General features: G+C 69.7%; 21 protein-coding genes. 4 read left to right on the forward strand and 17 right to left on the reverse strand.

From position 1 onward, the window contains the following. Positions 1-182: 182 nt before the first annotated feature. The 17 genes from ACWGDX_RS21175 to ACWGDX_RS21255 form a co-directional block, all read right to left on the reverse strand. On the reverse strand, positions 183-1775 hold the full coding sequence (locus tag ACWGDX_RS21175) for an Ig-like domain repeat protein (protein ID WP_453627713.1): 1593 nt from the start codon (positions 1773-1775) through the stop codon (positions 183-185). Positions 1776-1818: 43 nt separating this feature from the next. Next, positions 1819-2811, reverse strand: coding sequence for a hypothetical protein (locus tag ACWGDX_RS21180; protein ID WP_453627715.1), 993 nt, complete (start codon positions 2809-2811; stop codon positions 1819-1821). Positions 2812-2943: 132 nt separating this feature from the next. After that, positions 2944-5520: a hypothetical protein gene (locus ACWGDX_RS21185; protein ID WP_453627717.1), complete on the reverse strand. Its 2577-nt coding sequence runs from the start codon at positions 5518-5520 to the stop codon at positions 2944-2946. Continuing rightward, positions 5517-7268, reverse strand: a complete 1752-nt coding sequence (locus tag ACWGDX_RS21190) for a phosphate ABC transporter substrate-binding protein PstS (RefSeq protein WP_453627719.1) — start codon at positions 7266-7268, stop codon at positions 5517-5519. Before ACWGDX_RS21190 ends, ACWGDX_RS21185 begins: the two co-directional genes overlap by 4 nt. 139 nt (positions 7269-7407) lie before the next feature. Then, a complete protein-coding gene (gene pstA, locus ACWGDX_RS21195) occupies positions 7408-8730 on the reverse strand; it encodes a phosphate ABC transporter permease PstA (RefSeq protein ID WP_453627721.1) in 1323 nt (440 codons plus the stop codon). A 1-nt stretch (position 8731) separates the two neighbouring features. Then, complete coding sequence (gene pstC, locus ACWGDX_RS21200) at positions 8732-9739, reverse strand: phosphate ABC transporter permease subunit PstC (RefSeq protein ID WP_453627723.1); 1008 nt, start codon at positions 9737-9739, stop codon at positions 8732-8734. Next, complete coding sequence (locus ACWGDX_RS21205; protein WP_453627725.1) at positions 9736-10191, reverse strand: hypothetical protein; 456 nt, start codon at positions 10189-10191, stop codon at positions 9736-9738. Before ACWGDX_RS21205 ends, pstC begins: the two co-directional genes overlap by 4 nt. A 333-nt stretch (positions 10192-10524) precedes the next feature. Next, the gene (locus tag ACWGDX_RS21210; protein WP_453627727.1) at positions 10525-11418 is read right to left on the reverse strand and encodes a fumarylacetoacetate hydrolase family protein; all 894 of its coding nucleotides are present in this window, start codon (positions 11416-11418) and stop codon (positions 10525-10527) included. 12 nt (positions 11419-11430) lie between these two features. After that, on the reverse strand, positions 11431-12675 hold the full coding sequence (locus ACWGDX_RS21215; RefSeq protein ID WP_453627729.1) for an enolase C-terminal domain-like protein: 1245 nt from the start codon (positions 12673-12675) through the stop codon (positions 11431-11433). Continuing rightward, positions 12668-13549, reverse strand: a complete 882-nt coding sequence (locus tag ACWGDX_RS21220; RefSeq protein WP_453627731.1) for an alpha/beta hydrolase — start codon at positions 13547-13549, stop codon at positions 12668-12670. Before ACWGDX_RS21220 ends, ACWGDX_RS21215 begins: the two co-directional genes overlap by 8 nt. A 4-nt stretch (positions 13550-13553) precedes the next feature. After that, positions 13554-15227 (reverse strand): GH3 family domain-containing protein, encoded by a 1674-nt coding sequence (locus ACWGDX_RS21225; RefSeq protein ID WP_453627733.1) that lies wholly within the window; start codon positions 15225-15227, stop codon positions 13554-13556. A gap of 177 nt (positions 15228-15404) precedes the next feature. Continuing rightward, on the reverse strand, positions 15405-15878 hold the full coding sequence (locus tag ACWGDX_RS21230; RefSeq protein WP_363081167.1) for a flavin reductase family protein: 474 nt from the start codon (positions 15876-15878) through the stop codon (positions 15405-15407). Between the two features lie 96 nt (positions 15879-15974). Next, positions 15975-17084, reverse strand: a complete 1110-nt coding sequence (locus ACWGDX_RS21235; protein ID WP_453627735.1) for an LLM class flavin-dependent oxidoreductase — start codon at positions 17082-17084, stop codon at positions 15975-15977. 78 nt (positions 17085-17162) lie between these two features. Next, positions 17163-18425 carry an ATP-grasp domain-containing protein gene (locus tag ACWGDX_RS21240; protein WP_453627737.1) on the reverse strand — a complete coding sequence of 421 codons (1263 nt, stop codon included), beginning with the start codon at positions 18423-18425 and terminating at the stop codon, positions 17163-17165. A gap of 72 nt (positions 18426-18497) precedes the next feature. Further along, positions 18498-19796 (reverse strand): aminotransferase-like domain-containing protein, encoded by a 1299-nt coding sequence (locus ACWGDX_RS21245; protein ID WP_453627739.1) that lies wholly within the window; start codon positions 19794-19796, stop codon positions 18498-18500. Positions 19797-19798: 2 nt separating this feature from the next. Then, the gene (locus ACWGDX_RS21250) at positions 19799-20125 is read right to left on the reverse strand and encodes a YciI family protein (RefSeq protein WP_453627741.1); all 327 of its coding nucleotides are present in this window, start codon (positions 20123-20125) and stop codon (positions 19799-19801) included. A 57-nt stretch (positions 20126-20182) separates the two neighbouring features. Continuing rightward, positions 20183-20929 (reverse strand): SDR family NAD(P)-dependent oxidoreductase, encoded by a 747-nt coding sequence (locus tag ACWGDX_RS21255; RefSeq protein WP_453627743.1) that lies wholly within the window; start codon positions 20927-20929, stop codon positions 20183-20185. Positions 20930-21837: 908 nt separating this feature from the next. On the opposite strand from ACWGDX_RS21255, the gene ACWGDX_RS21260 reads away from it, so the two are divergent. From ACWGDX_RS21260 to ACWGDX_RS21275, 4 genes are all read left to right on the forward strand, one after another. Beyond that, on the forward strand, positions 21838-23139 hold the full coding sequence (locus tag ACWGDX_RS21260; RefSeq protein WP_453627745.1) for an MFS transporter: 1302 nt from the start codon (positions 21838-21840) through the stop codon (positions 23137-23139). A gap of 261 nt (positions 23140-23400) precedes the next feature. Then, positions 23401-24549: a fatty acid desaturase gene (locus ACWGDX_RS21265; RefSeq protein WP_453627747.1), complete on the forward strand. Its 1149-nt coding sequence runs from the start codon at positions 23401-23403 to the stop codon at positions 24547-24549. Between the two features lie 100 nt (positions 24550-24649). Continuing rightward, positions 24650-25102 carry a cobalamin-dependent protein gene (locus ACWGDX_RS21270; protein WP_453627749.1) on the forward strand — a complete coding sequence of 151 codons (453 nt, stop codon included), beginning with the start codon at positions 24650-24652 and terminating at the stop codon, positions 25100-25102. Then, entirely contained in the window at positions 25099-26481 is a 1383-nt protein-coding gene (locus tag ACWGDX_RS21275; protein ID WP_453627751.1) for a methylaspartate mutase, read from the forward strand. The genes ACWGDX_RS21270 and ACWGDX_RS21275 overlap by 4 nt, the downstream gene beginning before the upstream one ends. Positions 26482-26509 lie beyond the last annotated feature (28 nt).

Raw genomic sequence — 26509 nt, forward strand, 5'->3', positions numbered from 1 at the left:
GGGGGCGGGGGGGGGGGGGGGGGGTGGGGGGGGGTTGGGGGGGGGGGGTTGGGGGGGGGGGGGGGGGGGGGGGGGGGGGGGGGGGGGGGGGGGGGGGGGGGGGGGGGGGCCACCCGTCCCGCCCGCCTCGGCGACCGCGAGGTGCACGGTCGGGCAGCGGCCGGACAGTGGTCCGGCCGCTATCAGATGGCGGTCAGGGTGAGCGTGGCGGTGTAGGTGCCGGCCACCGTGGAGGTCGGGACGTTGAGGTTGAGATCGGCACCGAGGTGCGAGGTGCCGAGGCCCTTGCCGTTGGCGAGGGTGTGCGAGGACTTCAGTCCGGCCGTGCCGTTGTCGGCGGACTCGGCGCCCTCGGCGGCACCGACCTGCGCGCCGGCCGTGACGGTCTGGCCGGAGACATGGTCGATGACACTGGGCGTCCAGCCGAGGTTCTGGCCGTTGATGGTGTGCGTGGCACCGTCGGAGAAGTCGCCCACCTGGCCGCTGACGGTCCACCCCGGGTTACCGGCGCGGGTGTCGGTCAGGGTGACCGGGTTGAGCGCGCCCGCCGTGGTCAGCAGTTCGCCGTTGGCGTCGAGCTGCGGCGAGGGCAGGGTGACGTGCGGGTCCTCGACGCTGATGACCAGCGCGCCGGACTCGACGGTGGTGGTGATGTCCTCGGAGGTGGAGACACCCGCGAAGGCACCGACCTTGAACGGGACGTTGCCCGAGTCGGAGGCGAGGTACGCGGCACTGTTCTGCGGCACGAAGGTCGCCGTGAACGAGTGGTCGCCGGGAGCCAGGCTGCTCGTGGTGAGCGCGGCCTGGCCGCCCGTCACCGGGACGGTGCCGAGCGTGGTGGCCGTACCGCCCACGGTGTCGGTGAACTTCACCGAACCCGCCGCGCCCGCGGGCGTGACGGTCGCGGTCAGCGAGACCGGGCTGAACTGCTCGGCGGTGTCCGCCGGGGACACGGCCAGCGCGGTCGTGGTGGCCTTGGCCGCCGCGGCGTTCACCTGGTGGGTGACGGCCGTGGAGGCGGAGGCGTTGTACGAGCCGCCGGAGGGCGTGAACTCGGCGGTGAGCGAGTGGCTGCCCGCCGCCAGGTTGGTCGTGGTCAGCGCGGCGGCACCGCCGGTGACGGCCACCGGGCTGCCCAGCGCGGTGGAGCCGTCACGGAACTGGACCGTACCGGCCGCGCCCGCCGGGGAGACGGTGGCGGTCAGCGTGACCTCGTCGCCCTGCTCGGTGGTGCCGGACGGCGAGACCGCGAGAGCGGTGGTGGTGTCGAGCTTCACGTCCGGGTCGTTGGCCTGGTACGCCGTGTTCGAGGTGAACCAGATCGACCCGTTGAAGTCACCCAGGCTGGTCCCGTTGAACGCGGTGCGGCAGGTGACGGTGAACGCGTACTCGCCCTGGAGCGTGCTGAAACCGGCGATGTTGGCGTAGTCGCGCATCGTCGAGGACAGCGGGATGAGCATGCCGCCGGCGGCCGTGGTGTTGTACGTCTCGATCGGCGCGTTGCCGACCACGTTCTGGCCCTCGGCCGGGAAGCCCGAGCCCTTGACCGACACGATGACGTACGAGGCGGTGTCGGGGCAGGCACCGGAGGTGGCGAAGTCGATGCCCGACTCGTCGGTTCCGGTCTTCGGGTTGATGTCGATGGTGCCGATCTCGGCGGCCTGTGCGGACGGCGCCATGACCAGCCCGGCCGCGCACAGCGCGACGGCGCCTACGACCGTCGCGGCGAGCGACCGCACGGTTCTGCGCGGCGACACGGATCTCTGGGAAAACACGGTGGAAAGCTCCTTCTCCGGAATCAGGAAAACCGCGTCGGGGTCAGTTGGTCTGCTTGGAGGTGTCGCCACAGTCCGGGCTGGTCGCGAACCCGTAGGTGTTGATCACACCGGGCTGCTTGCAGATCAGGGAGTCCTTGCCGACGAAGACCGTGCTCCAGGGAGCGGTGCCGATCTTGCTGGTGGGGATCACGTTGTAGACATCGCGCTTGACGGAGAAGTCGCTGTTGAGCGTCGTGGCGCTCTTGCCGTCGATGGAGCCGAGCAGCGCGCGGCCACGCACGTCGGCCACGGTCTGCGAGGCCTGCGCGATGTACTGCGCGATGGAGAACGGCACGATGGACTTGTCGTCCAGCACGCGGCCGTCGTGCTCCTGGATCGGGGTGTTGTTCTTCTTGTCCTTGATGCAGGGGTACACACCGGCGACGACATCCGCGTCGACGATGCCGACCTGGGCCTCCCAGAAGCTGCGGGTGCCGGAGCCGGCCTGCGGCAGCAGGACGTTCAGGTTGTAGTTCGGGCCGGTGCCCACGAAGGCGGGGTCACAGTGGTAGATCGCCTTCAGGTCGGCCAGGGTGAGCTTGCGCGGCAGCACGCTGGAGGGCGTGATGGCGTACGAGACACCGTCGACCGCGAACGGGACGTAGGTGAGACCCGGGCTGGACGCGCCCAGGCTCAGGCTGGACGAGCGCGCGAAGTCGAGACAGCCGTCGTTGACCTGGAGCGAGTTCAGCAGCGCCGTGCGGCCCGCGCCGGAACCGTTCGGGCGGGTCATCGTGCACTTGTTGTTGACCGCGGGGTCCTTCGTGGTGATGCTCGCGCCACCCACGGCGTTGTACGAACCGAGCACCTTGGTGCCGTTGACGGTGACGACCTGGGAGAGGCCGTTCATCACGTCCTGCGTGGTGTCGGAACCCACGCCGGAGAGCTGCCGGTAGGTGGGCGTACCACTGGGCTCGGCGGAAGCGACGGTGCCGACGGTCGCCGCGAGCAGCAGGGCTCCGGCCGCGGCCGTCAGGATCTTCTTCTTGTTCACCTTCGTGTACCCCTCAGATAGGCTTGCGCCTGGTGTTGAAACCGCGATCACTCGCGGGTGGCCGCGTTCCGGCCGTTCCGGAACATCCGGCCACCGGCCGGGGGTGGTGGCTGCCGCCCCCGGCCGGTCGTCTCAGGTGGTGTCGTCCTCCCGCCGCAGCGACCGCCATCCGGCCGCGACGACCGGTGCCAGCCTCGGCAGGAGCGGGCCGCCGATGGCCGCCGCGATCCCGGTGATGAGGACGATCAGCACGACATAGCGCACGGCTCCCAGCGCCCAGGGCGGGGTCGGCGGGGAACTCGCCTCGGCCGCCGCCGGCTCCGGCGGCGCGGTGGAGGCGCCGCCGGACGGGGCGGGCTTCGGGGAGCCGGAGGGCTCGGCGCTCCCCGCGCCGTCACCCGCGGGGGCGCCGCCCGGCGCACCGCCCGTACCGGAAGCGGCATCTCCGCCGCCCGCCGCTCCCCCGCCGCCGTCCGGGTCCGACCCGGTACCCGTGGAGTCCGGGTCCTCCTCCGACGGGGTCTTCCCGGCCTGGGCCGCGATGGTGGCGGCGGCCTGGACGGTCTGGGCGCGCAGCGCCTTCGGCAGCGGCGCGTATCCCTCGGGCAGCTCGCCCGCCGCGACACCGGGCCGCTGGCCGCCGCCCGCCGCGTAGGTGAGGAACTCGGCGTAGTCCTTGCCCTCGGCGGCGGTCAGCCGGGACGGCACGGTCGCCGCGTAGGTGAGCGAGGTGAGCGGATAGGCGCCCTTGGCCTTGGTGGCGGGCGCGGCCTCGGCGACCGACTTGACCGGTCCCGGCCGCATCGCCGCCTGGCCCGCCAGCAGGCCCGCCGTGGTCGGCGCGACATACTGCCCGGCGCCGTTGCGGAGCTGGGCCGGGATCAGTCCGTAGCGCAGGGCCGTCGAGCTGTCGGCCAGGGCGAGGATGGCCCGCTGCCCGGCCGGCTGCGGCGGGTCCTTCTTGTACGCGGGCGGGGTGGTGGTCATGTCCCAGGTGGTACGGGCCAGCGAGTCGCCGCGGCCCGCGGCGCGGGCGGCGCCGTGCATGTCCAGGGTGTACGGATGCTTGTCCTGGACACAGAGCGGAGTGTCCGGGTGCTCCTCGAACTGCTGGCAGAACGGATCACTCTTGGGATAGTGGTCCAGCGGCAGATCGAGCTTGCGGTAGTGCGGATTGACCGTCATCCCGGAGTTGGCCGCGTCACCGTACTTGCCCGTGTTGTCGGCCGTGCCGTCGAGGAACTCGCGCGCCGCCGGGTCCTGGTCCACCCAGTCCCACAGCAGCCGCGCGGAGTCCGAGAGCGCCTCGGGCACGATGACGTCGCCGAGCTTGCCGCCGAAGTCGAGATGCGCGTACTCCGGGTTGAGCCGGGTGAACTCCGGGTCGCGCCCGAGGTTGAACGGGTTCTTCTCGGTGCTCGGCGCGAAGCGGGAGTTGCCGTCCTGGTACGACTCGGTCAGCAGCTTGGCCACCAGTCGCTGGTTGAGCTTGAGCGAGGTGAGTCTGCGGCCGTTGCGCGCCTTGACCTCGTCCGGGGCGGAGAAGGACGACTGGCTCTCCACGAGAAAGCCGATGGTCAGTCCGGACAGCGCCACCGGCGCGTACACCGGGACCTGGTCGGGCGGTATCTGCTCGGAGGTGCCGGGTTCGTTCAGGAACACCATGCCCGGGGTGCCCGAGCCGAGCTTGCGCCGCGCGGTCTCGTCGGTCACCTGGGCATAGCCGAAGATCGCCTTGCCGCCGGACTGGCACAGGGCGGGCTGCCAGCGGCCGACCGCCTCGGCGATCATCTCGTTGCCGAGGGTGGGACGTTCGTCGGCGCCGAGCGGACAGAAGTTGCCGATCGGCTCGAAGTGCAGCGGGACGACCAGCCGCTGGGCCCAGTTGGTCGCCGAGAGCGGCGAGGACTGGAGGAGGCCGCCGGACTGGGCGGTGTACCGGGCGCCGTCGACCTCGGTCTCACCGCGCGGTACGACCACCAGCCAGCACTGCCGGCCCTCGGTCTGGGGGGTGTCCCCGGACGCGGCCTCGCCGCAGCCGAGACCGGGTGCCTCCAGGGATGTCTGGGCCTCGAAGTACACCTCGCCGGTGCCGTCGGGGTTGGTACGGGCGTACGGGACCTCGTTGCTGGTGTTGGAGTCGAAGAAGTCGTTGGAGTTGCCGGTCGGGGTGATCTGGCCGTCCACCGAGTGGAACGCGACATACGAGATACCGGTGGGCGACGGAGGCGGCATGGTCTGGTTCTCGTCGGAGAGAGAGCCGTAGCTGAGCTGCCGCGTATTGGTGTAAGCGCCCGCGGACTGGTTGCCGGATCCGGGGCCGAGCGCCGAGGAGCCGCCGAACTGGCACTGCTCCGGGTCGGGTCCGCTCTTGTCGTCGCCCCAGCACTGCATCATCTGGAGGTAGTCGGCGGCGTAGGCGGTCTCGGAGACGGTCGGTGCCGCGCCTGACCAGGAGACCTTGACGACCTGGTTGACCAGGTGCCTGGTCTGCTCGACGGTGACCTTGAGCTGCGCGAAGTCGCCCTTGCCCGTGACGGTCACCGGTGAGGCGCCCGAGGCGGGATTGTCGGCCGCCCCGGCCAGGTCGGCGCCCGCGCCGACGAAGGCGCCCGCGCTCAGGGCGCAGCAGAGCGCGAGGACGGCGACGGTGAGTGCGCGAACGGCCTTGGCGCGGGGTGCGCGGGGGCCGGTACCGGGGATCCTCATGATGTCTGCTTCCTCGCCGTCAGAAAGCGGGACAGCAGCGGTGGCCCGACCGTGACCGCCACCAGCAGCAGGGCGGCCAGCACCATCAGCGCGAGCCGTACTCCGCCGCTGATCGTTCCCGAGGTGGAGACGGGCACGGCGAACGCGTCGCCGCCCGTGCCGGCGCCCGCCGCGTCACCGGCGCCGCCCGCCTGGGCGCCCGCCGCGATCGGCTGGCCGGTGTCCGGGTCGACGGCCGCTCCCGCGCTGCCTCCGGTGTCCGCGCCCGGGGTGGCGCCGTCGCCGGATCCGCCCGTGCCCGAGGTGCCGGAGGTTCCCGTACCGCCCGTGGCCGCCGTACCGCCGCCGGAGGCGCCGGAGGTGCCGCCGCCGCTGCCGCCCGAGGTGCCGCCCGAGCCGCCGCCGCCCTGGGTGACGGTGGGCCGCTTGTCGCCGCCGGTGCCGGTGGCGCACTGGGTGGCGCCCTTCTTGTCACAGGCCTGCGGGAAGGGCGCGCTCTTGGCGAGGGTGTTGGAGCCGTCGGCGGAGAAGGTCGGGTTGTGGCAGTTCTTGATGTTGATGTTCTCGACGTTGACACCGGGGATCTTGCGTACCTGTTCGAGCCCGGCCTGGACGAGGTTCACCGGCAGCGGGGAGTAGCCGAGGTTGTCGACGTGCTGCTGCCCCTGGCAGAGGAAGTAGTACGCGAACGCCCCGAGCGTCTTGCCCTTCTGCTCGCTGAACTTGGACTCCACCTTGGTCGGCACGATCATGTAGCTGTAGCTGGACAGCGGGTAGTTGCGCCGGTCCTTGCCGTTGTAGACGCCGTCGAGGATCTGGGTCAGATACTTCGGGGACGAGCTGTTGTTCTCGATCCGCGCGTTGAGCAGGGCCACCGCGACGTTCTTGGCGGTCGGCTCGGTGTAGTAGCCGGCCGCGTTGAGCACCTTCACCACCGGGAAGAGGGTGGTCGAGACGGCGTACGAGTACTCGACATAGGTGATCGTGCCGATGTTGCCCGCCTGGGCGACATAGCCGGAGACACCGTTGGAGCCGGACTGGGCGACGAAGCCGCCGCCCGGCACCAGCGGGTAGTTGGAGGTGGCGCCGCAGGGGGTGCTCCGTCCGGCCTTGGCGCAGTAGCCGTTCCAGATGGACGGGTACTGCTTGCTCATCCAGGTGGTGAGCTGGGCCGTCGTACCCGAGCCGTCGGAGCGGACCACCGGGACGATCCTGCGGGCCGGGAGCGAGGCGGCCAGGGCCGGGTTGTCGGCCTTGATCGCCGCGTCGTTCCACAGCTTGACGCCACCGGTGAAGATCTTGGCGAGGACCTCGCCCGACAGCCGCAGATTGGTCACCCGCTGGTTGCCGATCTTCAGGTTGTACATGAACGACGTACCACCGGCCACGATGGGCATGTACGCGTACTTGCGCGGAGGCGGCGCGTCGACCACGCCCGAGTCCGTGATGCCGTACGGGATCTCGGAGACGCCGTAGTCCACGGTGCCGTTGCGGAACTGGTTGCGGCCGTCGGAGGAGCCGGTGCCGTTGTAGTTGACCGTCATGCCGTACTGCTTGACGTTCGCCCGCCACTGGTCCAGCGCGTTCTGGCTCCAGGTGGAGCCCGCGCCGGAGATCGGGACATAGGTCGCGGCGGCGGCGGGTACGGGCTGGACGAGTGCCAGCAGCACCAGTGTCACAAGGGCGAGGGCCGCCAGGGCGGCGCGTACGCGTGGGCCTGGCAGCGGCGCCGGAAGGGTTCCGGACATCGGGAGACGACTCCTGTCGGTGGGGCGGGGCGGTTCTCGGTGGCTCGGCGGCCCGACGGCTCGCGTGTACGGGGTGGGCCGGCCCGGCGGTCGGTGGTGCGGGGGCGGCCTCTCCGGGGCCCGGGGTGCGGGCCGGGGCTCAGTTGCTCAGTTGCTCCATCGGCCCGGGTGGTCCGGGCGGCCGGTCCGTGTACGTACTCCCGTCGGGCCGCTCCGCGTAGGTCCCGCCGCCCGGCCCGGTCTTCCCCCGGGCGCCCATCCGCTCGGCGTCGCGGCGGGAGGCGAGGACCCTGCGGTGGGTCTGACGCCTGGTCAGCTCTCCGGGACCGCGTCCGCCGATGATCCTGGCGATGACGAAGAGCAGCAGCACCAGCCCCATCAGCAGCGCCGCGGAACCGAAGCCGCGGGCGATGAAGCTCGGCTGCGGGGACCGTACGAGTTCGAAGGTGGCCAGCGGCAGCGACACCTGCGGGCCGTGCAGCGGGTTGAGGTTCATGTCGCTGGTGTATCCGGCGGTGAGCAGCACCGGAGAGGTCTCGCCGATACCGCGCGCCGTGCCGAGGATGACGGCGGTGGTCAGCCCGGAGCGCGCGGTGGGCAGCACCACGGTCCACACGGTCCGCCACTGGCTGGCGCCGAGCGCGAGGGACGCCTCGCGCAGTGAGCCCGGCACCAGCCTGATCACCACGTCCGACGCGCGGATGATGATCGGCAGCATCATCACTCCGAGGGCGAGCGCCGCGGCGAGTCCGGACTTCTCCAGTCCGAGGATGAGGATGACGGTGGCGTAGATGAACAGACCGGAGACGATCGACGGCAGCGCGGTCATCGCCTCCACGATGGTCCGTACGAACCGGGCGTAGGCGCCAGGGACTTCGCTGAGGAAGATCGCGCAGGCCAGTCCGAGCGGCACGGTGATGGCCAGCGAGATGGCCATGTGCTCGACCGTGCCGGCGATGGCGTGCAGCATGCCGCCGCTGGTGAGCGGCTGGACGGGCCCGGTGCGCGACATGTCGTCGGTGAAGAAGTTGAGATGCGGCAGTGCGGACCGGCCGCGCCACAGGGTGTACGCGACGACGAAGATGAGCGCGCAGACCACCAGCACGGCCAGGCTGTGGATGACGACCGCGGCGGCCCGGTCCCGTACCGCCATGCCGTTCTCGGCGAAGGACACCAGCACGGCGTACAGACCGACGAAGAACAGATAGGCGACGACGACGAAGCCGAGCGGCCCGTCGAACGGGGCGATCCGGGTGAACAGCACGACGGTCAGTCCGAGGCCACCGGCCAGGGCGCCGAGCAGCGCGCGGACGTCGCCCGCGCGCACGGTGGAGGTGGAGCGGCGGGCCTCGGGCCCGCCACTCCCGTCGGGCGGGCCCGGACGGACGGTGGGCGGGAGGGGGCCGGCGGCGGGGCCGGTGGTGGTGTCGGAGGGCAGCACGGGGGTGGTGGTCCGGTTCATATCAGGCCTCGGTCCCGGCCCCGGAGCGGCTGCGGGCCACGATGGAGGAGGCGGCGAAGTTGACGACGAGCGTCATGAGGAAGAGGGCGAGCCCCGCCGCCATCAGCGCGGACATACCGAAGTCGCTGGCGGAGCCGTACCGCAGGGCGATCAGCGAGGAGACGGAGTTGGTGCCGTTCTCCAGGATCCGCGGCTGGATCACGAAGGCGGGCGAGATGATCATGTAGACGGCGATCGTCTCGCCCAGCGCGCGGCCGAGACCGAGCATCGTGCCGCCGATGACACCGCCGCGGCCGAAGGGCAGGACGACCGTTTTGATCACTCCCCACCGGGTCGCGCCGAGCGCGTACGCGCCCTCGCGCTCGCCGACGGGCGCCTGGAAGAACGTCTCGCGCATCACCGAGCAGGCGATCGGCGTGACCATGAGCGCCACCACGATCCCGGCGATGAACGTCGAGGAGGTGTAGACGGTCGTGGTCGCCAGCGGGTCGCCCGGGTCGGCGCCGTTGACCTTGAAGAACGGGATCCAGGAGAAGTAGGTGGCGATCCACCGCGACAGACCGACGATGTGGGACTGGAGGAAGAACGCGCCCCAGAGCCCGTAGACCACGCTGGGCACCGCGGCCATCAGGTCGATGAGGCTGACCATGGTCCGCCGTACGCGCCGGGGCGCGTACTCGGAGATGTACAGCGCCGTGCCCATGGCGAGCGGCAGCGCGATGACGATGGCGACGAGCCCGATCAGCACGGTGCCGGTGAGTACGGCGGCGATGCCGAAGTGATGGGAGTCGGGCTCCCAGGCCGAGGTGGTGAGGAACGAGCCCTTCGCCACCCGCAGGGCCTCCCAGGCGCGGTAGCCGAGGAAGGTGCCGACGAGCAGCATGATGACGAGCACCACACCGCCGCTGCCCCGGGCCAGCCCGCGGAAGAGCTGGTCGGGCAGGCCGGCGGAGCGCTTGATCGCCCGTGGCTCGTCCGTCGTACCGGGTGCGGGTGCTGTGAACGTCATCGCGCACCCGCGCCGGCGGCAGGCGTCTTCGGGAAGTCCGCGAGGAGCCTCGGCGGCCGGTCACCGGGCGGGTGCGGCATACGCCTGGCCGAAAGAGACACCAGGCCCGGCGCGAGATGGGCCTCGGGCACGGCCTTCACGAAGTTGGCGAGACTGTAGTGGCACTCGCGCTGGCGCTGGTACGACCGCCCGGCGAGGGCGACCGAACGCCCGTCGAGGTCGAGCCGCCAGATCCAGAGCCCCGTCGTCTCGGAGACGGTGACGACCGGCCGGGCCCTGGTCACGCCCTCGCGCAGGGCCGCCACGGCGGCACGGCAGGCGACCAGTCCGGGCTGGCTCTCCCAGCCCTGACCGAGACCGCGGTTGTTGGCGCCGAGCAGACGCCACACCACCGAGACGGTTCCCGTCTCGGTGTCGGTTCTCGGTACGAACAGAAAGCGCGGGTGATTCATGGCCCAGCCCCCCTCCCGGACGCCCTCCGGCGTTCGGCAGATATTGGCCGATTCCCATCACCGGCCGACCTGACCATCACGGAGCGCGGAAGAGCGGCGGGCACGCATGCATGAACACCGGACATCTGAAACGGGAACGAGGTGTGCAGGGGCCGCGCAGGCAGCGGGGCGGGGGGGCCTCTCGGGCCGGACCGGCCCCGGACCGGCCCCGGACGGACCGGGCCGGTCCGGGGCCGCTCAGGGGCGGACATTTGTGGACACTTAAGGACACTTGGGAACACGCCACAGCGCCCGTGCGGCGATCGGGGACGCGGGACGGCGCCCGTAGGGCGGTCAGCCCCAGGTGACCGTGTTCGTCAGCGTCACCTCGTGCGTGTCGAAACCGATCTCCACCCGGTCCTGGTCCGCCATCCGGAAACCGGCGTGAAAACTGCTGCGGTCGGCCCCGATGTAGACATAGTGCACCCGGCCCGGGTGGAGCAGCGGGGTGTACGAGAACAGTTCGGACATCATGTCCGGCAGACCGTAGTACAGGGCCTTCGTCCCCGTGGTGAAGGCGCCCTCCCAGGCCTGGGCCCCGTCCCGTTCGATCCGCACCCGGCCGGTGACCGACTCGGGCGGCGCGTCGAGGAAGAGCCAGGGCGCCACCCCCGAGTCACAGAGCTTGGCGTAGGAGAGATGGCCGTTGTGCCGCTTGAAGCGGCCGATGTCGGTGAGGTCGTTGCCGAAGGTGTAGCCCACGTAGCGCGGGACGCCCCGCTCGTCGGTGACGTACACGAGGACGACCTCCGCCTCCTCGCAGACGGCGACGGCGCCCGGCGGTACGGCCAGGGGCTCGCCCGGGACCTTCAGGGTCTCCCCCAGGCCCTTGAAGAACCAGTTCGGCTGGGACTGCGTGGTCTCGTCGGCCTTCACATTGTGGGTCTGCATGAAGCCGCTGACCACCGCGTCCCCCAGGGAGTCCGGCAGCAGCGGGGGACGGAGGACCACGGTGTCGCGCTCGGCGGCGGGCACGGTCCTGCGCTCCCTGCCCTCCGTCAGCGCGGCCACCAGCGCCGCGGCGCGGTCGCCGTCCACCGCGAGGTCCGCGGAGATGTCCGCCGCGAGCAGACGGGCGCGCAGGTCCTCGTCGCCGAGCGGATAGAGGTGGAGCGGGGCCCCGGCCACGGGCACCGCGCAGCCGAAGTGCCGTTCACCCTGGTGAACGCATTCGAAGAGGACGGTCACAGTGGTGTCTCCCTAACGTGGGGTGAGGGGTGGGCCCGGGGCGGGCGTGCGCGGGGCGGCGGGTGCCGGGTACCAGCCGGGATGGCGCCCCTCGCGGTGGACGAGAACGGCCCAGGGCTCGGCGGCGCCGTTGAGGCGCATCCCGAAACCGTGGCCCCCGGCCGGCGCGACGGTGTTGGTCCGGCGGTCCACGACCGGGCGGGGCGAGACGATCATCTCGGGGAAGAAGCGGTCGGACTGGCCCGCCTCGACGGTCAGGGCGTCGGGGCTGCGGAAGGCCAGGGCCCGGCCGGCGTTGATCAGCGGACCGGTCTCGGCGACCTGCACCCCGATCTGGAACGCGGTCCCGCCGGCGCGCGCGTGGTCGACGATCCGGGCGGCGTTCAGCAGACCGCCGTTCTTGGCGACCCGGACGTTGACCGCGTCGCACGCCTGCGCCGCGATCGCGGTACGGGCGTCGTCCAGCGTGCACACCGACTCGTCCAGCATGACGCCGATACCGGTGGCGCGGCGCAGCGCGCGCAGCCCGTCCCAGGACCGCCGGGGCAGCGGCTCCTCGACCTGGTCCACCCCGCAGGCGCGCAGCCGGCGGGCGTTCGCCGCCGCGTTCCCCTCCGTCCAGCTCATATTGGCGTCGACCATGAGGGGGACGCCGTCGCCGAGCCGGTCCCGGATCGCGGTCACCGTACGGACGTCCCGCTCGATGTCGTCGGACGCCTTGATCTTCACGAAGTGGAACGGTCCCCGGGAGTCCAGGAACTCCTCGGCGCCGATACTCAGATCGAGCACCTGGGAGACCGGCAGGGACGCGGGCGGGCCGGGGGCGGGCCGGGCGGGGACGGGAAGCAGTTCCCCGGCGCCGACGCCGAGCCGGTGCCCGATCAGATCGAGTACGGCCGTCTCCAGCAGACAGATCAGATTGTTGCCGCCGTCGATGCCGAACGTCGCCGCGAAGCCGTCCTCGTGCAGCCGGCCGAGCAGTTCCGCCGGGGGCTGGGAGCGTATCCGCTCGAACAGCTTCTCCATCGGGATCCGCCGCAGCGCCGCGACGACACTGTCGCTGGTCTCGCCGGTGACATAGGCGCGGGGCGCGCACTCCCCGATCCCGCTCGCGCCGTCGCTCTCCAGACGGAGTACGAGGCTGTCGCTGGTACTGCGCCGGGCGGCCGGGTGGTCGAAGCCGATCCGCATGGGCAGGGCCACCCGGTACAGCCGTGCCTCGGACATCCCCGCCTCGGACGTCCCCGCCTCAGACATCGCGGTCCACTCCCTGGAGCAGGGTGTAGGCCGAGGCCCAGTCGATCAGGCTGTCGCTGACATCGGTGTAGAAGAGATAGTGCTTGTCGGTGGGGAACTTGATGATCATGCCCCGGCCGGACACCATCTCGTGGAACACCCGGTGGGTGGCGTCGAGATCGACGATGGGATCGGTCAGGCCCGACACGAACGCCGCCGGGACCTCCGGGGGCCGGTGCCGGGGATTCATATAGAGCCGCTCCAGCTCCAGCAGGGTGGACCGTGAGCTGCGGACGAGCCGCCGTACCGCGAGATCGTCGTGGTCGATGTACTGCCGGTACTTGGCGTCGTCGGTGAAGTCGGACGACTTCAGGCCGGCGTCCCACAGCTCCCGGCTCCGGTCGGCGGCGAGCGCCGCGCGCTCCTCCTCACCGAGGGTGGCGTGGAGCCTGCCCAGCCAGGTCGAGCAGTAGATGGCGGCGTCGTAGCGGGTGGTGAAGTCCGGGTGGTGCAGCAGGGCGGCCAGGAACGACCCGCCGAGGCAGTGCCCGAAGAGGGAGAGCGGGACGGTGTCGCCGATCGACTCCCGTACCTGGGCGATGGCGTGGCCGTAGTCGGCGAGGACCGTGGCGGCGTCGGGCAGTTCGTCGCGCGCGCCGGAGCTGATGCCGCTGCCGCGCCGGTCGAGGACATAGAAGGCGATGTCGTTGTCGGCGAACCGCGGCCCGACCTCCCACAGCCAGCCGGCATGGCTCTGGAGTCCGTGGAAGTAGAAGACCGCGCCCTTGATCTCCTTGCGGGGCCGCCAGAGATGGAGGGCCAGTTCGGCTCCGCCGGACGGCAGCGTGATGATCTCGCGCCGTACGTTCTGCGGCGGCCTCTTGGTCTCGATCATGCCGTCACCCTCCCGAGTGGCCGACGAGCTCGGCGACGAAGTCGGTGTCCTTCTGGAACGGCTTGTACTTGTACTGGGTCGCGTTGCCCCGCTGGCGACGTGACTCGGTGTACGCGGCGATCCGGTCGGGCGGGACGGTGAAGAACCTGAGCGGACCGAGCCGTCCGCTGTCGCGCTTGGACGCGTACTCGATATTGATCGTCCTCAGCTCCCGGTCGACGGAGCCGGAGAGCGCGCGGTCCAGTTCGGCGCGCGGCTCGGGCACCTCGCCGACGACCACGTAGTGCGGCGGCTCACCCCACTGCGGCCCGCACAGATAGAGGCCGTTGGCCAGGCCGCCGGTGGCGAGGGCCTGCTCGATGGCCTGGGTGACCTGGGACTCGGTGATCTTCTCGCCGGTGAAGGAGTGGAAGACCCCGTCGCGTTCGACGAAGTGGATCCAGGGGGTGCCGTCCACAATGCGGTCGACCCGGTAGATGTCCCCGCTCCAGAGGCGGTAGAGGCCATTGCCCTGCGTCATGATCAGGTGGTAGTCGCGCCCGGCCTCCACCTCGTCGAACAGCAGGGTGTCGGGTCGCTCCCCCGCGTCGATGAGTTCACCGAGGGGCACCTCGGCCGGTACGAACTCGAAGAACGCCTGGTTGACGGCGAGCGGCTGGCTGTCGAGCGAGCCGTCGACCGGGACGGTGGTCACGCCCTCGGTGCCGCAGCTCATGAACGGCATCTTGGCGACGCCCGGCAGGACCGCGTCCAGCCTGGCCTGGTAGAGCCCGGCGGAGGAGGAGAGCCAGCAGCTGTAGAAGCTCAGCGACGGCCAGACGTCCTTGAGCGTGAACGGGCCCCGGGACAGCACCGCTTCGAGCTGCCGGGCCGCCTCGTGGTCCGGCTCGCCGTAGGGCTCGCCCTCCAGGGTGCCCGCGCGCAGATCACGGACGAGATCCGCGCCGTGCTCCGCGATCAGATCGCGCAGCGAGATCAGGGTGCTCGGATTGATCGCCGAGATGAAGTGGACCTCCCGGCCCAGGAGATGGCGGATGCGGTGGTACATCCGGCCCGAGTGCGACGAGGGCGCTTCCGTGCCGAACCACGGGGACGCGGACCACGGCGGGTTCCAGTCCCGGCTGTTGATCCGCGGATGCCGGTTGCTGATCGCCTGGTACTGCACCCCGTAGAGATAGTCGTCCACATTCTCGTGGACCGTCTGGGTGTCGAGGGTGGCGTAGGGGTGCGCGAGCAGTTCGGGATGGTGCTCGACATACGTGCCCCACATGGCCTGCATGGCGGCGATCCGGTAGGTCAGCAGCCAGTGCAGGGTGTACGGGACCCGCTTGGGCACACCCGTCGTACCGCTCGTCTTGAGCCAGCGCAGCACGGGACTGCACGACAGCACCCCGCCCTTGGTGCGGGTCTCCCGGTCGATCTCCGCGTCGAAGTCGCCGTAGCGCATCACGGGCAGGACCGAGCGGAAGGCCGCGGGGTCGGCGGCGAGGACGTCGTACCCCCGCTCCTTCCAGTGGAGCGAGCCGGCACAGACGCCGATGATGTCCGCGAGGACCCGTTCCTGCGCCGCCCCTGGGTCCTTGAGGTCGGCCAGCAGAGCCGCACGGGCCTCCGCACACTCCCGTAAGAAGGGAACACGACGCGCATTCCAGTGCTCTTGCCAGTGCGATCTGCCCACGACTTCGACTTCTCCCTCAGTTGATCTCTCACCTGTAGTGCGGGTGGATGTGCATACGGGAATTGAGCTCGGGAAAGCGGGGAAGGTACGGGGTTGCGGGGTGGTGCGGGAGAAGGGTCCGGGACGGAGGAGAGCGGACCGGTCCGGACGGAGCCGCCCGGGGCCGCTCGCGGCGCCTCAGACCACCAGCTCCCGGAAGCGGCCGGCGTGGAACACCAGTGGATCCACCGCTTCCGTCACCTCCCCCTCCCTCGCCGAGGCGATGACCAGTTCATGGTCGCCCGCCGGGTGGATCACGGAGATACGGCAGTCGAGCCAGCCGAGCCCGTCGGCCGGGATGGGATGTCCGGCCCGGGTGAGGGCCCACTCGTGGCCGGTGAACCGGTCGGCTCCCCGGGAGCTGAAGAGACGGCACAGATCCGCGTGGCGGTCACCGAGGATGCTGACGGCGAAACTCCCGGCCGCCCGGATGGACGGCCAGGTGGTCGATGTGTGCGCGGCGCACACGGCGATGAGCGGCGGCTCCAGTGACACGGAGGTGAAGGAGTTGACGGCCATGCCCACGGGCCCGTCATCCGTCTGCGCGGTGACCAGTACGACTCCCGTGGTGAATCGTCCGAGAACGGTACGAAACGAACGCTGATCCAGCATCTGTTCTTCCACTCGGTTCTTCCACTCGGTCCGGCGGAACGGTCTGGGCGGACATACGGGGAACGGCCCGGCACGGACGCCGGGCCGTCGGCACGTCTACCGGGCGCGGCTCGCGATCGCCCAGTCGACGGCTTCCTGCGGCCGGGCCACCGCGCCGTTGATCCGCGGAGCGACATAGCGGGCGAGCAGTTCCAGGCTGCGGTCGGTCCGTTCCGAGGAGGTCCAGTCCGCGACGTACACCAGCAGCGTGCCGAACCCGCCGGTGGCCTCCTGCATACGGCGGATGCCCGAGACCACCTCGTCGACCGAGCCGACCAGCGCGCCGCCGGCCTCGACCCGCGCTTCGAGCGCCTTCTCCCTGGGGGTGCCGGGGCTGAGCACATCCCGGCCGGCCGCCTTGGCGAAGTACTCGAACAGCCAGCGGTCGTAGCCCTCGCGGACCTCGTCGAACGCCTGCTTGCTCGTCTCCCCCACATGGACCGGCAGCGCGACCCGCCAGTTGTTCCGGTCGAGGACCTGGCCGTGCTCCTCGGCCGCCTCCTCCGCGTGCTTCCACTGCTGCGCCAGACCGATGTGCTCGGGCGCGCCCGGTGTCAGCAGCGCGAAGGGCAGCGCGAAGGAGGTCATGCTCAGGCCGTACCGGCCCGTGAGCCGCGGGCTGGTCACCGAGGTGCCCGAGGTCGCCATGGCCACCTCGATCGGCCGCGGCCCGAAGCGGGGCAACTGGAGCTTCGCGTCCTTCAGTTCGTACCAGTCCGTCTTCTGGGTGACCCGGGACTCCCCGTTGACCAGTTCCAGTACGGTCGGCAGCGCCTCGTCGAGCCGCTTGCGCTGGACACCGCCGTTGAGACCGAACATGGTCGCGTCGAAGGGCACGCCCGGTCCCACGCCGAGGATGTAACGGCCGCGGGTGAGATGGTCGAGATGCACGGCGCGGCTGGCCACATGGAAGGGGTGGTGGCCGGAGAGCGGTACGACTCCGTGCGCGAGCCTGATCTGGCGGGTGCGCTGGGAGGCGGCGGCGATCAGGGTCTCCGGGGCGCCGACCAGGCCCCAGCCCAGGGTGTGGTGCTCGCCGAACCACGCCTCGTCGAAGTTGAGCCGGTCCGCGTGCTCGACCAGATCCAGATTCCGCTGGATCGCGAGATGCGGGTCCTGCCCCGTTTCATGGACGGGCGAAAGGAAGACGCCTATTCGGCTGTGCACAGCTTTCCTCCAGGGAAAGTGGGACGGGTGAGAGGCCGGGGCGGGTGAGGGGCCAGGGGGCGCGAGGGGTCCGGACGCTCACTGGGCGAGCCGGTACACCGAATCCTTCAGGGCGCGGATCTTCTCGTAGTCGGCCTGGATCTCCTCTTCGCTGGACGACAGCAGATAGATCTTCATCGAGCTCGACAGGAGGTCGGTGGTCGGACGGATCCGGGAGCCGGGTGCCAGCTTGAGCCCGGCCAGATAGACGCTCGGGAGCGCGTTGATCGCGTCGACGGCCGTCTGGTCGACGGAGGCCACGACCCCGTCGAGTTCCGTGGGCGAGTTGTAGATGATCCCGGACTTCAGCTTGCGGTAGACACCGCCGCTGTACCGCGCGATGAACGCCTCGGGGTCGGTATAGGCCTGCGCGGCCAGCGAGGGCTGGTTGTTGCCCAGGCACTCGTCCTGGAAGGCGGCGTTGAGGTTTCCGTTGAGCCGCGTGGCGATCTCCACCAGCACCGGGCCCTCGGCCGTGACCATGACCTCGGCGTGGCTGGGGCCCCATGTCACCTTGAGGGCCGCCAGTACCTCACGCACGTACGCGATCAGGGCCGGGACCGGATCGCTGTCCTGGGGGTGGAGGATGTCCATGTCGTAGATGTTGTGGCCGGACGAGAGCAGGTTCTTCTTGTACTGCCAGACGGCGTTGGTGTAGTGGTGGCCGTCGGCGCTGACGGTGTCGACCACGTACTCGGTGCCCTTGAGATACGACTGGACGAGCGCCTCGGTGTTCGCGTGGCCGAAGATGTCCTTCGTGGTCAGGACCCGCTCGGCGGCGACACGGACGTCGTCGGCGCTCTCACAGACGAAGACGCCGTCCGACGCGGCCGAGCTGAGCGGTTTGACGACGACGGGATACGCGCCCCGCTCCTCGGCCCACTTGACCACCGCCGCGGGGTCGCCGCTCTTGAACTGCTCGGCGCAGCGCACCCCGGCCCTGCGCAGTGCCTCGATCATCTCGTACTTGTCCCGGCGGGCCGGCGAGAGTTCCGTACCGTTGCTCGCCACGCCCAGCGCGTCGCTGATCCGGTCGGCGAGCCGGACGGCGGACTCCTGGCCGGGTACGACACAGACGGGGGCGTACGGGCGGAGCAGTTCGACCAGCGCCTCCGGCTCGGTGCACACGATGTTCTCCGCGTACTCCGACAGATTGGGCGCCAGCATCGTGGGGATGAGTTCGGCGGTGCTCTGGACGTGGATCACGCGCGCGCCCGCCGCGGTGAAGGCCGCGGGATAGGAGTTCCCGGCGGAGTAGCCGTCGATCACTACGGCGGTCGGCTGGTCAGTGGTGCTGCTCATACTCGTCCTTCTGACGCAAGGGGTCGGATGGCGTCTTCGGCCGGGTGGCGTCTTCGGCCAGGTGGCGGTGGATCAGTCGCGGGGGGTCTCGTTGATGAAGCGCGCGAACCGCGCGATGCCTTCGCGGATGGCTTCCGGGGTGAGATTGCTGAAGCCGAGCCGGATCTCCCGGTCGCCGCCGCCGTCGATGTAGAACATGTTCATCGGAGCCCAGCTCACCCCGTAGTCGCGGGCGGAGCGCTCCATGGCGGCCAGATCGGCGGTGAACGGGACCGTGACGGTCAGGAAGAACCCGCCGCGCGGAGTGTTCCAGCGCACGCCGTGCTCCCCGGACCGCTCGGGCGGGAAGTGCCCGGCGAGCGCCGCCAGCGTGGCGTCGAGCCGCTCGATGTAGACGGCCGCGAGTTCCCTGGTGGCGGAGCGCAGGTCGTGGTCGTTCTCGACGAGGATGCCGCCGACGACCGCCTGGGAGAGCGTGGACGATCCGACGGTGAACATGGCCTTGGCCTTGGAGAGGACCTGGGCCAGGGTGCGGGTCGACCCGGTGGCGTCGGTGACGGGCTGATCGGCGACCAGATAGCCCAGCCGCGCGCCCGGGAAGGCCGACTTGGCGAACGAGCCGAGATAGGCCACCCGTTGACCGGTGTCCAGGGACTTGAGGGTGGGCTTCGACTCGCCCTCCCGCGCGAACAGGCCGTACGGATTGTCCTCCAGGATGATGAGGTCCTCCTCGGCGGCCACTTCGAGCAGACGCTCACGGGCCCGGAGGGGGAGCACCGTTCCCGACGGGTTGGAGAAGTCGGGTACGACGTACAGGGCGACGGCGCGCCTGCCCTCGGCCCGTACGGCGCGGGCCGCGGCGGCCACGTCCTCGGGGTCCATCCCGTCGGGGCCCTCGGTGATGCCCTTCACCGGGATGCCGAGCATCCGGGCGGCTCCCCGGATGCCCACATAGGCCGGCGAGACGGCGAGCAGCACATCGTCGGGTGAGGCGAACAGACCGCGCAGGGCGACCAGGGCCGCCTCCTGGAAGCCGTGGGTGATCATGATGGCCTCGGCGGGGACGTCGATGTTCTCGTCCCGCTTCAGCATCAGGGCGACCTCGTCCTGGATGAAGCCGTTGACCGCTCCGTACTGGAAGAGCAGCCGGGTGATACGCGCTTCCGGCATTCCCCGGTCACGGAGATGCTTGATATAGCGGTCGATGTAGAAGGAGAGATTGGCCAGATCGTGATTTCCGTCGTAGGGAGCCCCCGAGGAGAACGACAGGGCATCGGGAAACCTGCCCGCGGTCTCACTGAGGATCCGCATGGAATCCATCTCCGGATCGACGATCCCGGCATGCAGCGACTCATACTTCAACGAAACCATTTTCAGTGGGTTCCTTCTCTCCCGGAGTCCCGCTCGGACCGGTCCAGCGCCGTGATCCAACTGCCTTTGCCCGGTGCCCATTGCTGAATGCGCGTCCTGGCGACGATTCCGCCCTTGACATAGGGCTCGTCGTCAAGGATCTTCTGGAGTTCCTCGCGGTCGCCCACCTCGTAGACAAGCAGCCCGGCATTCTCGTCGACCAGCGGTCCCGCCAGCAGCAGCACACCGCGGTCGGCGAGGCTGTAGAGATTCTCGGCATGCGCGGGATGCAGATCCTGGCGCCCTGCCCTGTCGACGTTGTACTCGAATTCCACGACAAACTTCGCCACACCCAGCTCCTTGTGATGATCCGCGCCGCATGGACGTCACCTGCATCCGCACAGAGGTCACATGTAGAGGCCGCCGTTGATGTCGATCACGGATCCGGTGGAATATCCCGCGCTTTCCGAGCAGAGATGCAGCACACTGCCGACGGCCTCGGCGACCGTCCCCATGCGCCGCATGGGCAGCTTGGAGAGAACCGCGTTCCTGGATTCCTCGTCACGGCGCTCCCAGGCGCCGGCCACACGCTCGGTCGCGATGGGCCCGTGCGCGACGACATTGACCACGACACCGGTCGACGCCAGTTCGTACGCCATTTGCTTGGTCATGCCGATGACCGCCGCCTTGGCTCCGACATAGGCGGCGTTGTTGAAATGGCTGTACGTCCGCCCGCCGGCCGAGGCGAAGTTGACGATGCGTCCGTAGCCGTCATGGGCCATCCGGGGGGCACACACCTTGACGGCGATGAACGTGCTGACCACGTTCTCCAGATACGTCTGGTCGAAGTGGTCCCTGGTCAGGTCCGCGTAGCCGATGACCCGGGTGTCCCCGCCCACCCCGTTGACCAGGATCGACGGCGCGTGCCGCTCGACGATCCCGGTGAGCTGCCGCTCCGCCGCGTCGATCTCGGTGATGTCCCCGACGACGACTTCCACCTTGGTCCGCTGGGAGAGTTCGTCCCCGAGGCGCCGTACCGCTTCCTCGTTCCTGTCGAAGAGTACGAGCGAGTGGCCTTCCTCGGCGAGCCCTCGGGCCACCTCCTTGAGGATTCCACCCGCGGCACCGATCAAAAGCGCCGTACGTGCGTTCATCGTTGCTATTCACCTGGCTTCTCTGGATGTGATGACTCCGCGCGAACGGAGCCCCGGCGAGGGAAACTCAGTGGATCGCCATACCGCGTGCACGGGACTTGTTTTCCATACGCCCGACCTTTTTTCCAGCACCCCTGACAGGAGCGGAATATTCCGTTCCTTTTATGGAGCGGCGCATGCCGGTGCGGGCCAAGCGCCCTTGGCTCCGGATAGACGATCACGCAACTCCCAGTCGCTGTCAACGAGTTTCGGACGCCCGTTCATGTGAGCGTCGCAATCGCACCCGAGATATGCCATGTGACGTACGTCACTTCGCTCTCGGCCTGGTTATCGTTGATCCGCACTGGCACCGACCCTAAAGTCGAGGCCAAGAACTGGCCATTGCGGCCTTTCTCAAGCCAAGGCAAAGGCGCAAGCACCTAGGCAATAACGGACATCTCGGACTGATTTCAAGGTGCTCGACGAGGCGGGGGTTGGCTTGTTTTTATCGGGTGAAAACTTATCGCAGGAGAGTTGCGGAACATCCGTTCCCCTCGGCTTCGACGCCGATATTCCGACAGCGAATTCCAGCCACGGGGACACTTCGGCCGCACTGCCCCCGCCGCATACCGAACCCCAGGTCCGCGCGGATTTCCGGCCGCGATGTCGGATCACGTTCCATCGATCGGCAAACACTTTCCGGCCGCCCCGGTCCCCTGCGCCGGCGGGTGTTCCCCGGCCCGCGCGGACATCCGTTCCGCGTGATCGGCCCGTCTGACCGACCGCCCGGTCGACCCATGCGATCAGGCCAACACGATCGGTACGACTCGGGGGTGATCCACCGCCCCCCGCCACCCCCGTACCTCCCCTCGACGGAGCCGTGGCCGCACGACGGCGGCGCTTCGGATCACCCACCGGATGAACGGACCATGCAACCCAACTCCCCATGGCGGATCCCCGACTTCCGCGCGCTGTTCACCGCGGCGGCCCTCAGCCAGCTCGGCACCAATGTCAGCTATGTGGCCGTGCCCCTCATCGCCGTCTCCGCGCTCGACGCGAGTCCCGGCCAGGTCGGGGCGCTGGCCGCGCTGAGCACCGTCGCCTTCCTGCTCATCGGTCTGCCGGCCGGAGCGTGGGTGGACCGGATGCGCCATCGGCGGGTACTGATCGTGGCGGATCTGACCAGGGCCCTGCTCTTCGCGACCGTTCCGGTGGCCTGGTGGCTCGACAGCCTCACCCTCGGCCATCTCTATCTGGTCGTCCTGCTCAACGGCTGCGCCACCGTCTTCTCCGACGTCGGCGCGCAGAGCGTCCTTCCCCAGCTCGTCGGACGTGAGGGCCTGGTCCAGGCGAACGCCGACATCAACACGCTCATCGCCGCGGGCAATGTCGCGGGCCGCAGCGCGGGCGGCGGTCTCGTCACCCTGCTCACCGCTCCGGTGGCCGTGCTCTTCACCGCCGTGTCCTACCTCGGCTCCGCCCTCAGGCTCACCGGTATCCGCAGGACCCCGGCGCCGCCCCCGCCGGGACCCGGCCAGGCCACCCGGCTCAGGGCGCAGATCGCCGAGGGCGTACGGCATGTCTTCGGCAACAGCGAACTGCGGGCCCTCGCGCTGACCGCGGCCCTCGGCAACTTCGGCTCCCAGATCGTCAACACCATGCTGCCGGTCGTCTTCGTCAGGGAACTCGGCTACTCCGCGGGCGCGCTGGGCCTGTTCTGGGCCGTGGGCGGAGCGGGCCTGCTGCTCGGCGCCCGCTGCGCCCGGCCCATCGCCGCCCGGCTCGGCTACGGCCGCACCCTCGGTATCGCCGGGCTGTGTCTGGCGCCCGCCGGACTGCTGGTGCCGCTCGTCGACCGCGGCCCCTGGCTCGTCCTGGCCGGGACCGGCTGGCTGCTGGCCATGTTCAAGGTCGGCATGGACAACGTGCTCGGAGTAAGTCTTCGCCAGCGGATGACCGCGCACTCACTCCTCGGCCGCATGAACGCCACCTTCCGCTTCCTGCTCACCGGCGCGCTCGCCGTCGGCGCGGCGGTCTCCGGCGTGATCGGGGAGCTGACGACCGTTCACACCACCCTCTGGGTGGGCGGTGTCTTCCTGGCGACCGCCTTCCTGCCCGTGTTCCTCTCGCCCGTCCGCACCCGACGCGAACTGCCCGAACAGAAGACCCCGGAAGCGGTGGCCGACGAGTCGCCCGCCCCCGCGGCCGAGTCCCGTCCCGAACCCAAATAGCGTCGGACATCAATTCATGCGAATTTGATAAATGCCCCGCACCGGCCGACCGTCCGTATTCAAAAAGGTTGACCTCCGCACCAAGCACTGCAAGGATCACCACTGCACCCTGTCACAGACCTTACGTGTGCCGATATCCCGGCGACCAACCGGACGACATCGGACGCCTTTTGATCCCTGACCTTTAGGAGTGCGATGGCTGCCATGGAGAGTGGCTTGCGAAGCGAAAGCTTCCCGGATTACTCGGATCCTCGCGAAACCATGCGCGCACTGCCTCGGTTCACTCAGTACCCGCTCACCGTATTCACCGGAAAACCATTGGCGGGGCAGTCGGCCCTGTCCTGGTGGACGCCCGGTTTCCACCTTGTCTCCGCCGTCCTCTCGATGGCCGCGGGGCTCGCCGTCAGTTGCGTCGGCCTCTCCTTATCGGGGGCCTGGCTCCTGTTACTGCTGCCGGGCTGGGCCGTGACCCTGCACGGTATGCGGAATCTGCGCATGATGATCTACCACCAGTGCGCGCACCGGAACATGTACCGGAGACAGACGCTGGACGCGGTCATCGGGCGTGCCACCTCCAGCCTGCTCATCATCCAGAACTTCGCCCGCTACCGGCGCGAGCACGTCAGCGACCACCACGCCGCGCACCATATGACGCTGCGCGACCCCACCGTGCAGGCGTTCCTGGTCAGCCTGGGTCTGCGCCCCGGGATGACACGCCGGCAGATGTGGCACCGCGTGCTCGGCAAGCTGTTCTCGCCCTGGTTCCATCTCAACTTCGCGGTGGCGCGGGCCCGTTCCTTCTGGCACTCCTCCGCCGTCAGCGAGAAGGTCACCTCGATCGCCCTGTACGGGACGGCGACGGCCGTCACCGTCTGGACCGGGACCTGGCACTTCCTGCTCGTCGCGTGGCTGCTCCCGCTGGTCGTGCTGTTCCAGCTGAGCAATACCCTGCGGCTCTGTGTGAAGCACACCTTTCCCGCTCCGGGACTCGAAGTGCGGCGCGGCAAGGAATACTTCGGCAGCCTGACCAATGCCATATTCATCGGCGAGGCGGCGCCGTCACCCGGTCTGCCGTTCGTCCGGCGCACGGCCGCCTGGACCGCCTGGACCGCACGCATGCTCTTCGTACACGCTCCGTCGCGCTATCTCGTGCTCACCGGCGACACGGTCGTCCATGACTTCCACCACCGGTATCCGTCCACCCCGCGGTGGGCGAACTACATCTTCGAGCGCGAGGCGGACGACGCCGCCGGAAGTCCGGGCTGGCCCGCCTACAAACATGCCTGGGGTCTGGTGGCGGCGATCAATCTCGTCTTCGATTCGCTGTCCGTCGCCGACCCGGAGGAATTCAGTATCGATCGCCTGCGTGAAGTCAGCAAACGGGAACTCTTCGCCGCGTTCGACGATTGACGGCCGTCCGGGACCGGACCGGTTCCGGGCCGCTCCCACGCGCCAGCGCCATCCGCACAGGGTCAGTCCACACATCTCACTGTCTCCCCGGGGGTCCTCCATGCGCCACGAGAACGTAACCCGCACCGTCATCCTCGGTGTGGCCGCGAGCGACAGCCATGTCGTGGCCAACCACCTCATCGCCCACGGCCTGCGCGCCCAGGGCTTCCATGTCGTCAACCTCGGCACCTGCACCACGGTCGACGAGTTCGCCGACGCCCACCGCGAGTACCCCTGGGCCGAGGCCGTCCTCATCGGCAGTCTCAACGGCCATGCCTACGAGGATCTCCAGGATCTGCCCGCGGCCCGCGCCCGGGGGCTGCTCTCCTGCCCCGTCGTCCTCGGCGGGAACCTCTCCGTGGGCAGCCACAAGGAGGCCGACGCCGTCGACCGGCTGTACGCCCTGGGAGTCGACGCCATCGTCTCCGACCCGGAGCGGCTGCCCGCCGTCCTGGACGAGCTGCGGGCACGCGGAAACGCCGCTTCCGCGATGGCTCCCACCGCCGTCTCATGAACGAACCCCTCCCCGCCGGGCCGTCGGAGCCTCCCGAGCTGCCCTCGCTCGCCGAGTCCGTCCTGTACGCGGACGGACTGGGCAAGCCCACCGCCGCGGAGGTGCTGCGCGCGGCCCGCGCCGACGGGCGGGTCGCGCTGCAACCGCGCTGCGGGGTCGGATCGCACGCGCAGATGACGACCCTGCTCCAGGACCTGGAGCGGCACGCGGGACCCGACGTCCTCAGCCTGACCATCGACTCGCACACCCGGCTCAAACGGTTCGACCAGGCCAGGACGGCCCTGATCAGGAATCCCGCGGACCTGAACGGGTACCCCCTCGTCTCGCACGGATGGCAGCGGGGACGGCAGCTCAACGAGGCCGTGTCCGCGCCCCTGGAGGTACGGCACGGCTCCCCCGACGCCCGGCTCCTGTTCCGGACCGCCGTCGCCTCGGGGATCACCTCGTTCGAGGGCGGGGGGATCTCGTACAACCTCCCCTACTCCAAGGCGGTTCCGCTCAGCGAGTCGCTCGACGCCTGGCAGGAGGTCGACGCGCTCTGCGGGGATCTCGCGGAGCGCGGCCTGGTCGTCGACCGTGAGCTGTTCGGCACGCTGACCGCCGTGCTCGTACCCCCGTCCATCAGTCTCGCCATCAGTGTGCTGGAGGCGGTCGCGGCGGCGCGCCAGGGCGTGCGCTGCATCTCGGTGGCCTATCCGCAGGGCGGCCACTTCGAGCAGGACGTGGCGGCCTTACGGGCGATTCCCCTGCTCGGGGCCCGCTATCTGCCCGAGTCCGTCGAAGTCCACCCCGTTCTGCACGAGTTCATGGGGGTCTTCCCCCGGGAGCGCGGCAACGCCGAGGACCTGATCCTGTACGGCGCGCTGGTCGCGCGGCTCGGCGGTGCCACCAAGCTGATCACCAAGACCTATCTGGAGGCGTACGGGATCCCGGACACCCGCGCCAATATCGACGGACTGCTGCTGGCCTCGCGCGCCAACTCCCCGCTGCTCGGCTTCATCGCCCTCGACGAGGCCCGTATCGACGAGGAGCTGGAGTGGATCCTCGCGGAGGTGGCCGAGATCGTGGAACCGGTCCTGGCCGCCGCCGATCTGCACAAGGAGATCGCCGCCGCGTTCGCGGCCGGGCGGCTCGACATCCCGTTCAGCGCCAGCCGTTACGCGCTCTCCGAGATCATTCCGCGGCGCGCGCCCGACGGGGCGATACGCTACTTCGCCTCAGGTTCCCTCCCGTTCTCCGACCGCACGCGGCGCCGCAACGAACGCGGCCTCGCCGCGGCCGGTGACGACGCGAAGATCGGTGACATGGTGAAGGGACTGACCACCGACATCAATTACTTCCTGAACGTCTTCGGCGAGAGCCCCGTCGCACGGTCATGACCGGTACGACCCGTACCCCGTGACCCGT

It is taken from the genome of Streptomyces sp. NPDC055025, from assembly GCF_053608565.1.